Annotated in this window: 8 protein-coding genes; 1 reads left to right on the top strand and 7 read right to left on the bottom strand. The window is 36.4% G+C overall.

The window, feature by feature from the left end; translation table 11 throughout:
- Window positions 1-20: 20 nt before the first annotated feature.
- The 6 genes from HC965_RS00205 to HC965_RS00180 form a co-directional block, all read right to left on the bottom strand.
- Complete coding sequence (locus tag HC965_RS00205) at window positions 21-788, bottom strand: ABC transporter permease (protein WP_191029533.1); 768 nt, start codon at window positions 786-788, stop codon at window positions 21-23.
- Entirely contained in the window at window positions 778-1,509 is a 732-nt protein-coding gene (locus tag HC965_RS00200; protein WP_191029532.1) for an ABC transporter ATP-binding protein, read from the bottom strand. Before HC965_RS00200 ends, HC965_RS00205 begins: the two co-directional genes overlap by 11 nt.
- Window positions 1,499-2,845, bottom strand: coding sequence for a hypothetical protein (locus HC965_RS00195; RefSeq protein WP_191029531.1), 1,347 nt, complete (start codon window positions 2,843-2,845; stop codon window positions 1,499-1,501). The genes HC965_RS00200 and HC965_RS00195 overlap by 11 nt, the downstream gene beginning before the upstream one ends.
- Before the next feature lie 16 nt (window positions 2,846-2,861).
- A complete protein-coding gene (locus HC965_RS00190) occupies window positions 2,862-3,821 on the bottom strand; it encodes an ABC transporter substrate-binding protein (RefSeq protein WP_191029530.1) in 960 nt (319 codons plus the stop codon).
- A gap of 365 nt (window positions 3,822-4,186) precedes the next feature.
- A complete protein-coding gene (locus HC965_RS00185) occupies window positions 4,187-6,811 on the bottom strand; it encodes a hypothetical protein (RefSeq protein WP_191029529.1) in 2,625 nt (874 codons plus the stop codon).
- Between the two features lie 375 nt (window positions 6,812-7,186).
- Window positions 7,187-8,125, bottom strand: coding sequence for a site-specific integrase (locus HC965_RS00180; RefSeq protein WP_191029528.1), 939 nt, complete (start codon window positions 8,123-8,125; stop codon window positions 7,187-7,189).
- A 206-nt stretch (window positions 8,126-8,331) separates the two neighbouring features.
- Here HC965_RS00180 and HC965_RS00175 point away from each other — a divergent pair, with 206 nt between their 5' ends.
- Window positions 8,332-10,080: an ATP-binding protein gene (locus HC965_RS00175; protein ID WP_191029527.1), complete on the top strand. Its 1,749-nt coding sequence runs from the start codon at window positions 8,332-8,334 to the stop codon at window positions 10,078-10,080.
- 351 nt (window positions 10,081-10,431) lie between these two features.
- Here the strand turns inward: HC965_RS00175 and HC965_RS00170 are convergent, their stop codons facing one another.
- The gene (locus tag HC965_RS00170; protein WP_191029526.1) at window positions 10,432-13,074 is read right to left on the bottom strand and encodes a PL29 family lyase N-terminal domain-containing protein; all 2,643 of its coding nucleotides are present in this window, start codon (window positions 13,072-13,074) and stop codon (window positions 10,432-10,434) included.
- Window positions 13,075-13,393 lie beyond the last annotated feature (319 nt).

Raw genomic sequence — 13,393 nt, 5'->3', positions numbered from 1 at the left:
AAATCGTATGCAGAATTATTTTATTTGCCGTATTTCATTGCAGCGAAACGAATTATCCTTAATTTATATTTATTCACAAACACAGCCAGTAAATTAAAAAACATAGAAAGTAGAATAATACATATAATGGAAACAAAGACATAGGTAGTGTCATATAAACCACTTGCTTTTAGAATGATATATCCTAAACCTGCTTCAGAGGCAATAAATTCACCTATGAATGCTCCCAATATACAGAAGCCGGCATTCAGTTTGAGTGATTGAATAACCCAATCCAATGAGGCTGGAAATGAGAGCATCCAAAAGCGTTGTTTATTGGTCGCATGATTAATTCTGAAAAAAGTATCGTCACTTTCAGAAATTTTGCTTGCTCCTTCGTAGGTTTGAAAAGCAGTAATAAAGACGGTAGAGAGGAACGCCAATATAATTTTCATTTGCAGTCCAGTTCCAAACCAGATAATCATTAGAGGAGCCAATGCGAATGTAGGAATCGAGCTAAGTGCAATTATATATGGATGAGATATTTTTGAACATTTTGGGAAATAGACCAAAATGAAACCTATAACACATCCAATGAATAGCCCCAACAATAATCCGGCAAATGCTTCATAAGCAGTTATGAACGTATGATATGGCAGGTCACCAGATACAGTCTTTTCATATAACAATGTTATTATTTTCACAGGGGAAGAAAACATAGTTGAAAAACCTGATCGGAAATGAGCACATGCTTCCCAAGCAATCAGTAAAACAGCTAATGGTAGCCATTGTAATATTTTATTTCTCATATTTCAATTTCTCAACGATTTCAAAAAAAAGTCTTTTATATTCGTCTGTATCTACTCTTTCGTCAGGGGAAAGTGCGCAATATTCTTTAACGGGCTTTATTTCTAATAGCTCAGTTGAGCTTCTCATTATTAGAATCCGGTTGCTTAAAAGCAATGCCTGATCAATGTTATGGGTAATAAAAATCATTGTTTTATCACTCCTGATGAGGTATTCCCATATATATAACTTAATACTGTTCAGTGCATTAATATCAATGGCGTTAAAAGGTTCGTCAAGCAAAAATAAAGAAGCGTCAGTAAGCAGAGTTTGTAACAATCCAATCCGTTGTCTCATTCCTCCAGAGAGCTCTTTTGGAAACTTGTCTAAAGCTTCTGTTTCTATATTGAATAAGTCTAATGTTTCTTTAGCGGCCTGCTTCCGTTTTCTGTCAACAGCCATTCCCCTCAGTTCACAAGCCAGAAAGGTGTTTTCCCATGCTGTTCTATAAGGCAATAGAGTGACATCCTGCATCAAATAGGCTATATTTTTATCCGACATCCTAATTTCTCCTTTAGAAGGTAACAAAACTCCAGCAATAAGATTCAGCAATGTAGTTTTTCCACAGCCACTATTACCGACAATAGATACAATATCTCCTCTATCAATATGGAGATTCAAGTTAGAGAATAGTAAATGTTTGTTATTATAGGCAAAGCCAACATCTTGTAATTCAATCATCATAATTACTCGTTTTTTTCAACTTAGGGAATACCCCCAGACTAGTTAAGATACCCCATATTAAGGATAATACACCAAATATCAAACCAACATTCGATATGTAGTCATGATTATTGTTATAAAAAGTCTGGTATACCACATAACCTACAACGCATACAAATAAAATAACGCACAGGATATACCAAAAATCTCTTCTCATGAAAAACAAAATCTTATTTTTCATTTTTCTTATCAAATGATATGGTATTTCTTTGTCGAAAGTATTGCAATCTACTCCAAAATCCTCAACAATCTTTCTTTCTGCAGTGTGTGCAGGATTTTTAAAGAACATTTTTTGATATATACTTGCAACATATGGTTCATTCTCATTAGGTCTGGTTGGTGAATTGCGATCTCTCATATGCTCAAATATATTTATCCCATGTGAAAGGTAATAATTGACAGTCTTTTTCCAGTCAGAAAATGAGATATCAGTAGTCATCGGATACAGATGATCGCTGTTAATAATTGATATAATGATTTCTGTTTTTTCCTTTTGAGCATCAGGCATTCTATAATTATCAATATCATCACTGATTTTATAACATACTTCTGTGGCTATTTCAGGAGATGAATATATAATAAAAATAGCTTTTTGAATAGCTTCTAAGACAAGTGCAAGTATATCCTCGTACTGCTTACATATGAATCTACTGGTTACAATAGTTGTAGCTATACTTTCATCATTATTATTTGCCATATGGCTATAAATACAAATTTTATTTTCAATATACTTTCTTGCCATTAAATTTAAATCGCCCGTGAGGGCTATAGATTCGGGATCATCAATGCATTTCTGTATTTCTTCGGAAAAATCAACTTGCTTAATTCTATAATTATTTTTTTTTACTAGTTGAGAACAGCAAGAGTTAGCAGTAATGTATGAACTATTAGGTGTATAAAGGCGTTTAGCTTTTAATTCCTTAATATCCATAAATCCATTATGTGAATTATTATCTAATTCCTCATTATAGGGACAAATAACCCAAAAAGGCAATTTGTTTATCAATTTGCCTATAACTTTTATATCTGTTTTATTATCAAAACTTTTATGTTGCCGCAATATTGAGGTCGGATCTGAAATTGCAATCGCTATTTCGTCTAATTTACATTTACGCGCATTCCTGTTAAAATCCAACATACTGTCAATAGCGTCGTCATCGCCATCACAAACGTGAAACTCTATTTCCTCCTTTATTCTTTTTGCTTCAAATACAGATTTAAAAATACCTTTTTCTTTTGCCAGAAAAAGAGGGAGATACATATATGTTTTCGCGGCTAACATAAATGTGATTTTCATATTCAATAGTTTTTTGTTAACGTGCTTTCTCAGCAAAATTCATATCTAATACACTTTCTATATTATCCAATGATTTTAAATCACCCATACGATGACGTAATGCAACAGCCTCCTTCCAAGCTTCCGGTGAAATTACTGCGTTCTGAGGTAATGTGTTTGAATCTACCATACGTTTGATAGCTTGCATTATTATATCCTTGTTCACATCAGGGTATAGCTCTACCATATAATAAGCAGTACTATCGGGATACTGATGCGCAAATTTTTCAGCTTTGGTAATAGCATTAATAAAACGTTGAACTATTTCAGGCTTTTCATCGATAGTCTTTTTACTTGTTGTGATACCTGTAAAGGTAAAGTCCGGATATTTATCAGCAAAAGAATAAACGACCTTTGCTCCATTGGCTATTGCAATTGAAACATTAGGTTCCAATTCAAGAGCAATGTCAGCATTACCAGTATCAAGCATTGGTAATAAAGTTCCAAATGCACCTTGTTTGATATTTAGAGGCAGATTGGCTTCTTTGAACATTTCAGTTTGAACTGTATATGCTGTAGATGGAGCAGAGAATGTAGCTACGCTGTAAGGTGCTAACATTGCGGCATTCACAATCTGAGGAACTTCGGGATTTTTTGTCAAAGCCCAAAAGGGAACACTGTTGACAATACTTCCTATCACACGTCCATCTATTCCTTGCTCCTTAGCAATGGCAACAAAAGTCGGATCAGCAATACCAAATAAAGCAGAACCGCCAATTACCGCTGCATAAGTTTTATCGTCCCCTCCAGTGTTTATCAAATCAACTTTCAAGCCTTCCTCCTTGAAGAATCCTTTGGCATTTGCCAAATATAGAGGTGTATATATAAATACATCTCCAAACTGTGCAACTTTGATTGTTTCTAATTCCGATTTATTGGTATGACATGCTGAAAGAAGTATAATCAGCACTACAAGATAATAATATACACTTTTCATAATCGATTATTTTTATATATATCCAGAAATACATAGATTAAATTCTATGTCAAAATTTTCAGGACATTAATTTATTACATACTCTTATATATAGTTATATTAAATAAAAGCACGGACTTTCACAAGCCCGAGCTTTTGTTTTCTCAAGATACCTTCTTATCTATAGGGAAATAAGGGACTAGCATATTGTTTCTAGCGCAATAAAGAAGATACCTGAGACAAAGAAAAGGGATACCTGTGGGAAATAAGGGAGGTATCCCCTATCGAAGAGGAAGACAAATAATAAAGAACACTTTCACAAGCATCATTTATTAATCTATCATCCTCTATATAATCTTCACAATTAAGTGAAGGATTTTCAAAGCTTATTTTTTAGCATTATCAGCGTCTTCGTCAGCCTTGTTCTTGATAGGAACAGCAATCTTGGCAGTAGTAATCTTGTCCCAGATATCTTTCACTGTTATAATGATATAACTTTCACTACCCGGCGTTGTTGTTTGAATATCAGTAGTAGTAGTAACAATCAACGATACTTTCACAATGCCTTTTTTAACTCCTGTTTCTTCTTTAGTATCTGCTGGGAATTCATTAGCACTCAATTTAATATAGTTCTCAGCCTCATCACTCAAAGACAATTTTGCACTAGCTATCCTACTATCATCCAATATAATTTCTTTACCAAGATAATCTTTCCATTGGAAATTCTTGATATCAATATCAAATGTTTGACTTGCCATAGAAAGATAATATTTCTTATCAGCAAATACTTCAGTCTTAGGCCCTACAATTTGCGAAGCAAAAGTAAGATTAAATTCCTTCTTTATTTTAGTAAGATTGTCATTACCAAACGGTTTATAGATAGCAGTTACAAGTCTTGCTTTATCTATCTCAGATTTTGCAACTGAGATATCACCTTTTTTTGCATCTGCGGCAGTATTAGCAGTCCATTCTTCACCTTTGTCATCTTTTCCAGGCTTGTACAAAGTAAACTCTATATTATCTTTAACGTCGTCGTCAATTTTTTCAAAGAGAGTGTACAAATTATAAGAGATAGTCTCTACGTCCGCAGTTGTCGTACCATAAGCAGTAGCATTCTTGAAATCAGCATCGAAGAACGACTTAAGCGGTTTGAAGACATTTATAGTATTATTATCCTGAGTGATGTTCAGATTTACTGTAATTATCTTAGCAATATCCGTACCGGTAGCTTCATCTCCACCCTCATGATAAACGACCAAATCAATCTTATGAGATGTAGCGGTAACTAAAGCATTATCAAATGTTGGAGTTAGATAATATACTTTTTTATCACCAGTCTTGTCATTATCTGTCAAGGCAAGTTTAACACTACCATTTTTATAAGTTACAGCTTTACCATTAACTTTCACTTCATCGGCAGTAAAGTCAATATTACCATCTGCCGCCGTAGCAGTACTAGTAAGTTTTACTTTTTTAGTAGAAGCATAAGCTATCGAATACTTCGTATCTTTCAATAATTTCAGAATATCACTAGGCAAAGCAACCTTAGAATCAGCATTCTTCGCACCAACAACCCAATTCATATCCAAAGATACACTTTGTGCAAGAGTTTTAAAGTTCAAACTAAATTCTTTCTTATCAGGAGTACCATCAACTTTCAGATAATTAAGAGTAACTTTCACAGTCTGTGGTTCAGAAGAAATAATAACTGTCTTCCCATCCACCTCTTTTAGAGTTACATTTTTCGCATCCTTAGGTATTGCATAATAGTGAGCAAAGACTTTCCCTAAATTTTCTTCACTATAACCTTTTCTCTTACCATCAGCAAATACATTTTCACTCTGAACAAGATCATCTAATATGCATTCTTCATTAATATCAATATCCTTAGCAGTAGCATATGACGTACCCATTAAATCAGGAGCATTATTAGTCTCGGCTTTAATCTTCACATCATAATCAGATAGAATTGTTTTTCCCCATGCATTTTTGGTAGATAACGCATAAGCAACATTCTCACCTTTTTTGATAGTTTCAGCATCAACATTTGCAAAAGCAATAGCAAAATTATAAATTCCTTTGTTCCATTGTTCTGCACGAGTAGTGGGATTCTTCAATGGATCAGATGACATATTCTTTGCGGGTGATGACAGTACAAAGCAAGTATTTCCATGCGAATCTTCCAATGTTACTGTATACTGTTCAATATCAATATCTACTGGGTTTACCATTGTATTGATTACAGCATCGCTACTGGTAAATAAATAATCTTTTGGATATTCAATTTCCGGGTTACCGAATTTAACCTTGTCTTTTGCAATACCATAATACAGGCTAACTTCTTTTGTTCCGTCAGTAGAAATTTGTCCGTCTTCAATATTCACACCTTTGATACTCGTCAAATTATCAGCAGTGGGCAATACAACTTCCTGCCATTCATCTTTATCATTACGTACATGTAAAGTCCAACATGGTTTATCTTGGCTCTTCACTACATAAATGCTAGTTTCTGAAGCAGGACCTTGTACCCATCCGGTTTTATCACCTTCTTTAATAGCATTTTCATGCTTAGGTTGATAGAAATACCAAAAACCATCGGTTCCAATATAGGGTGATTTACCATCAGCACCAACAGGACCAACAGGACCTTGTGAACCACCAGGGCCAACAGGACCCTGTGGACCAGTAGCTTCAATTTGCTTTACACCATCAATATACCAATAGCCATCCTTAATTTCAACTTTAGGACTAGTACCATTTTTTCCATTTACGATGTCATAAGAGTCTTCATTATTAAAGGTTATTCTGAAACCACCTTCAATCTTTACAACATCCTTCACCCATTTACCATCATTCACTTTAGCTTGTAAATCGGCAATGCTAGCTTTATTCGCGTCAATCTGTGTTTGCAGATTGTCGATGTCATCATCGTAGTCCTTACAGCCTACATAGGTGACAGTAGAAAGTGCCAGCGCCCCGAAGAACATCACTTTTACAAATTTTCTTTTCATAACTACTTAAAAATTACATTAATAATATATTATTAAACACTAAGTTTCAATAATAGACAGCCCGTTACTCTGTAGGTAACGGGGAAACCTTTGTGCCTGCTCTTTTAGAGTAGTCAATACTGAAAAATGGTATGATATGCGATGAAACATTTTTACCCCTGCTTTTGATGAGAAGTGTAGGGGAAGGAAATCTATTGCAAAATTTAGAAGTTAACAAAGCCCTAATACAAAGAATCCGTCTGTTTTATTTGGTATAGTTCCTCTTTTGAGTGATTTATTAGAAAAAATGTGTGATTTAGTTTGGTTGTTTTAAGAAATATGCTCATATTTGCACCGGAATTTATCCCCGTTACCTACAGAGTAACGGTTTAATTTTCAGACGCTTACTACAGACACAGTACGTTTCACAAAATCAAGTACTTGTTTATTTGCTTCATCTATTTTCTTATCCTGAAAAGGTTTCAGATAAGTCTCAGTCACCGTGATAGATGAATGTCCCATCGCTTCGGAAATAATACCCGGATGGATTTCACAATAATAAGCCGTCGTTGCCCAAGTGTGGCGGGCAGTGTATGAGCTTAATTTATCTCCCAATCCTAGTAATTCTCCCAATAGCATCAATCGTTGGTTAAAGCTGCGCAATGCCAACTGATATTCACGATAGGCTTCCTTGGTCCCTTCACGGCTTTTCAAAAACGAAAACAAATAAGGCGAAGAAGAGTCACGGTTCATGTACTTCTTTATCAGAATCATTGCTTCAGGAGTTAATGTCACCGACAAAGAACACCCTGTTTTACGCCTACGATACGTTATCACATTATCACGCAAATCACTCTTGCGCAAATAGGCAAGATCGACAAACGGCATACCACGAAGCAAAAACATCAGAATGAATAACTCTTGAGCCTGACGCACAGGCAATGATACTCCCGCCTTCCGAGATAAATTAACAAAGACCTTCTTCATGTCATCATCAGCCAAAGCACGTTTATGATCGGCACGTGTACCGGTGTAAACGAAACGGAACAGATACGGAACATAAGGGGCTTTCCGAAGATTAACCGCACGGTTGTAAACAGCACGGAAGGTACGCATATAGGTGGAAACTGTATTCCAACTACACCCACGATTACGAAGATGGACTTCGAACCCTTTCAACCACTCCGAAGTCACTTCACTAAAGAATAAATCGCTTTTCCCACGATAAGCAATGATGGCATTCAGACTGCTACGATAGACGTGCGCAGTACCAAAGTTTCCCTCCACCTGTAACCCGTTGGCTACCTGCTTCATAAATGTTAATACTTTCAACATCTCACTTTTTATTAATAAATTTGACCATAAATATACGAAGTATTCCCGGCATCAAGAATACTAGTAAAGAAACAAACAATATAAAAAGGAACATAGTTATTACTTTAGTATCTTTAACAGCATCCCTAGATAATCCATCATTTATATAACTGCCATTCATCAAGATTCATTTTTTATTGTTACTTTTGTGAGAAAATGAAAGAGTTATGAACCAACCAGTAAAGCGCAAACGTATTCCATACGGAATGATGAACTTTATCGATGTCCGCGAAGACGACTGTTACTACGTGGATAAAACGCATTATATCCCGCTCATAGAGAACGCGAACAAGTATTTCTTTTACATCCGTCCGCGCAGGTTCGGGAAGAGCCTAACCATCTCCATGCTCCATCATTATTATAATATTTTGGAAGCGGACAAGTTCGAGAAATGGTATGGCGACCTGTATATAGGAAAGCATCCCACTCCCGAACGAAATTCATATCTCATCATCTATCTGAACTTTGCCGTAGTTAATGCCGAGTTGAACAGTTACCGGCAGTCATTGGACGCGCATTGCAACACTGAATTCAACTTCTTCTGCGATGTCTACGCCCAATATCTTCCCAAAGGAATAAAGGAAGAAATGAATAAGAAGAAGGGAGCCGTAGAGCAACTGGACTATTTATATAAAGAATGTGTCAAGACCAATCAACAGATTTATCTGTTCATTGATGAATACGACCATTTCACAAACAAAATCTTGTCAGAGCCTTCCTGCCTGGAAGATTATAAAAGTGAAACGCACGGAACAGGGTATCTACGCAGTTTCTTCGATACGGTGAAAGCAGGCACTTATTCTACTATCAAACGTTGTTTCGTGACAGGTGTCAGTCCCGTCACGATGGATGACCTGACCAGTGGATTCAATATCGGAACCAATTATTCGCTCTCTCCGGAATTTAATGAAATGACCGGATTCAACGAAGAAGAAGTGCGCGCGATGCTGGATTATTACGCCACTACCTGCGAGTTCCACCACTCTACCGACGAATTGATAGAGGCCATGAAGCCCTGGTATGACAATTACTGTTTTGCTAAAAAAAGTTATGGACGCACTACGATGTACAATTCCAACATGGTGCTCTACTTTGTAGATAATTACATTCGCAACGGAGGGCACATGCCTGATGATATGGTAGAAGAGAACATCCGCGTAGATTATAACAAACTACGAATGCTCATCCGTAAAGACAAAGAATTCGCCCATGACGCATCTACTATCCAAACATTGGTGCAACAAGGTTACATTACGGGTGAGTTGAAAACTGGCTTTCCTGCCGAAACAATAGCAGAACCGGATAACTTTATCAGCCTGCTGTTCTATTTCGGGATGTTGACTATCAGCGGAACTAAACGTGGCAAGACATTATTGACTATCCCCAATCAAGTAGTACGTGAACAATTGTACAGCTACTTGCTAGATACGTACAATGAAGCAAACCTCCGTTTCGATAATTGGGAAAAAGGAGAACTGGCATCAGCAATGGCATATGATGGCAACTGGAAAGCCTACTTCAACTATATCGCCGAATGCCTGCACAGCTACTCTTCACAGCGCGACAAGCAAAAGGGTGAAGCGTATGTGCATGGATTTACACTGGCTATGACTGCACAGAACCGATTCTATCGTCCTATTTCAGAGCAGGAAAACCAGGAAGGATATGCTGACATTTTCATGTTTCCTTTATTGGACATCTACAAAGATATGCTTCATTCATACATTATAGAGCTGAAGTATGCCAAAGGAAAGGACAGTGATGAAAAGGTGGAACAACTCAGGCAGGAAGCTATCGCACAAGCCAGACGATATGCTGATAGCGAAACGGTGCAGAAAGCAATAGGAACAACAACTTTACACAAAATCGTTGTGGTTTACCGAGGTATGAAGATGGCGGTATGTGAGGAGATTTAATATTCAATAAAAAGATAAAGATATGAAAAGCCCAGACTTTCGCAAGCCCGGGCTTTTGTTTTCTCAAGATATCTCCTTATCTATAGGGAAATAAGGGACTAGCATATTGTTTCTAGCGCAATAAAGAAGGTACCTAAGAGAAAAATAGGGGATACCTGTGGGAAATAAGGGAGGTATCCCTTCCAAGAGATAAACATTTAAAAACATACTTTCACAAGCATAATTTTCAGTCCATCTCCCAGTATATTTCTTGTAAAGGATTTATAATCCTATATTACAACTTGTAAAGAGAAGGCATCTTCAGTCTATGAAGAATTAAGATGCCCTCAATTACAAATCTTTTAATCCAGATTACTTATTTACTGTTACATAGATGGATACGGATTTCGTTCTGCCCCACTTATCAAGAATGTTAACATTTACTTTACAAGTAGGAGGAATTTGGATTACTGCACCCTCTTTCTTAGATATAACAACTTCCGCCTTATCAGCATCATCATCAGCAGCAGGAGTAGCAGGATCAGAAATAAGCTTACCAGTCATCTCCAAATAAGTTTGAGCGTCTTCGTCTGCTAATTTAGTCTCAACAGACTCTATTCTCTCATCGTCGAAATCATAGGTCTTAGCACGAGCATCTATTCTCTTGAAATCATCAGGTGATATAGTTACTGTATTTCCTGCGATTACGAACGGGTTCTCTTTTGTTCCTATAGCTTTCTCCTCTACCTCTTTGATAAATTCAAAAGTACCTTCATAGATTTCTGACTGTATTGTCAAATTGATTCTATCAGTAATGGCCTTCAAACCATCATTTCCAAATGGCGCATAAGATACAGTGATATAACGATCAGTATAAGCACCACCCCAGTTTTTATCAGCTGCTGGCTTAGAAACATAAGGGAAAACCTTAATCTTTGAATCATGAGTTGGTACATCACCTTCCTCCTCAGTCAACCATGCAGAAGCATACACTTTCTTACCACTTTCTACTCTAGAAGGTTTCTCTTCTGTAAACGAAATATATTTACTGTCCTTATCCGCATCAGATATAGAACCCTCTTTATATAGAGTATAGAGATCGAAGCTAATCTTATTATTATCTATAGTCGGCACTGTACCATAAGCCTTAGCATTACCATCTTTATCAAAGTAAGCAGTTGCACGCTTAAAGACGAACAATTTATCATCTTGCTGATCTACAGTAATCTTGAATGTTGTTTCATACAAGTACTCATTGCCTAAATTATCTCCAGGCTTACTATTCTTGAATTTAACTGTTGCAGTATGAGGCACAGCAGCAACTGTTTCAAAATTAAATGTAGCTTTGATTACAAATTTAGTAACTTTGTCTGTATTAGTATTCCAATTATCTACTGGATTTCCGTCTTTGCCCAAACCTAGCAACTCCAACTCAATACTCTTATCTACATAATTCCGAACTGGTGCTCCATTGATCATTGCCTTATCGTCAGTATAAGCAATAGATGCTTCTATAGGGGCGCTCAAGTTGACATTTTTTATAATATCTTCTACTGAAGGACCTACAATTTCAGAAGTAGCTGTTAGCTGTTTCTTATCACCACTTACAACCCAAGTCATATCTTTGATTTCAGCTTTCTTTGCCACATAAGTAAATGTCAATTCTACTTCTACATTATCAACAATCGTTCCATCAACAGCAAGATAATGAATGGTAACTTTTACTTTAGTTGGCTCCTTTGCAATAATTGTATTGTTCTTTTTATCAAACTCTACCTTATCATTTTCTGCAACCGTATAATAGTGAGCTACCACCTTATCCAATTCACTACTAAACAATTCATCTAAACTATAGGACTTTTGATAAGTCAATTTTTCGTCAGGAACTTGAAAATCAACGTCCGGTGCACCTTGTTCAACCTTAACTTTTACGTCATATCCAGAAATGATTTCATTACCCCATGCATCTTTTGTTGTAAGCGCATAAGCCGTTTCAGCAGTTTCCAAAGCTGTCAATTCATCTTTAGTCAATCCGTTCGCAAACTTAAGAGTCAAGTCGTATACACCTTTATTTGCTGTAGGTTCTTTTTTCGGATCCGCAGTACGAGTCAAAGCATCTAAACTAAAATTATCTGCAATATTAGCAACAACAAAATTAGTATTACCTTTAGAGTCTGTTAAGCCGATTTCGTAAGCTTGAATATCTGCAGCTTTCAAGTCTGCCGGATTAATCAATGCATGAATCTTACTACCGCCTCTGGCAACAAGCACATCATCTACCGCATATTTTGTACCTTTAGGAAACTCAATAGCTTTAGTCTTTACTATACCATAATATAAAGTAGCTTCAGCCTCAGCAGAACTTACATCAACAGTACCATCTTCTTTTACACCAAGTACACTCATACTCGTGATACGAGCTGACTTCGGCATAGAAACTTTTTCCCATTCTTTTGTTTCCTTATTAAGGATATTCAATACCCAAACCAATGGATTATCAGCATCAGCAGTTACATAAATATCTGTAGCAGCTTTCACATCTGTTTTTTTAGGTTTTTCAGTTTCAGCATCCCAAACCATCCAATATCCATCTTCAGAAATCTGCGGTGCGTATCCTGCTGCACCCGATTCGCCAGGTTTTCCTTCACCACCCGGTTTACCATCTGTTCCTTTCTTTCCTTCAGCACAAATACCAAGGTCTGTACCATTGATAATCCAGTTCTTTGTTGTTGGATCAATCTTAATGGTCGTTGGTGTAGCATCTTTACCGCTTGTGATAGAATAACTTTTATTATCATTAAAAGTTATCTTAAATCCATCGGTAATTGGTTCAACATTGGTTACCCACTTACCTTCTTTCACAAAATTCTGCAACTCGGCAATGCTAGCTTTGTTTGCGTCAATCTGTGTTTGCAGATTGTCGATGTCATCATCGTAGTCCTTACAACCTACATAGGTGACAGTAGAAAGTGCCAGCGCCCCGAAGAACATCACTTTTACAAATTTTCTTTTCATAACTACTTAAAAATTACATTAATAATATATTATTAAACACTAAGTTTCAATAATAGACAGCCCGTTACTTCGTAGGTAACGGGAAAACCTTTGTCCTGCTCTTTTAGAGTAGTCAATACTGAAAAATGATACAATATGCAATGAAACTTTTTTACCCCTGCTTCTGATAAGCGGCAGAGGGGAGGGAAATCTATTGCAAAATTTAGAAGTTAACAAAGCCCTAATACAAAGAATCCACGTGTTTTATCTGTCTAGTTCTTATTTTGTGTGGTTTATTAGAAAAAATGTGCGATTTCGTTTGGTTGTTTTAAGAAATATG

Source organism: Bacteroides sp. GM023 (assembly GCF_014750685.1).
Taxonomy (GTDB): domain Bacteria; phylum Bacteroidota; class Bacteroidia; order Bacteroidales; family Bacteroidaceae; genus Bacteroides.
Note: the sequence above shows the minus strand (reverse complement) of the source record. Positions and strands in the feature narration are given on the sequence as shown.

What these genes read in the sequence shown, in the direction of transcription:
- HC965_RS00205 (WP_191029533.1), bottom strand. Translation starts at nt 788, where the DNA reads ATGAGAAATAAAATATTACAATGGCTACCATTAGCTGTTTTACTGATT.
- HC965_RS00195 (WP_191029531.1), bottom strand. Translation starts at nt 2,845, where the DNA reads ATGAAAATCACATTTATGTTAGCCGCGAAAACATATATGTATCTCCCT.
- HC965_RS00180 (WP_191029528.1), bottom strand. Translation starts at nt 8,125, where the DNA reads ATGTTGAAAGTATTAACATTTATGAAGCAGGTAGCCAACGGGTTACAG.
- HC965_RS00175 (WP_191029527.1), top strand. Translation starts at nt 8,332, where the DNA reads ATGAACCAACCAGTAAAGCGCAAACGTATTCCATACGGAATGATGAAC.
- HC965_RS00200 (WP_191029532.1), bottom strand. Translation starts at nt 1,509, where the DNA reads ATGATGATTGAATTACAAGATGTTGGCTTTGCCTATAATAACAAACAT.
- HC965_RS00170 (WP_191029526.1), bottom strand. Translation starts at nt 13,074, where the DNA reads ATGAAAAGAAAATTTGTAAAAGTGATGTTCTTCGGGGCGCTGGCACTT.
- HC965_RS00190 (WP_191029530.1), bottom strand. Translation starts at nt 3,821, where the DNA reads ATGAAAAGTGTATATTATTATCTTGTAGTGCTGATTATACTTCTTTCA.
- HC965_RS00185 (WP_191029529.1), bottom strand. Translation starts at nt 6,811, where the DNA reads ATGAAAAGAAAATTTGTAAAAGTGATGTTCTTCGGGGCGCTGGCACTT.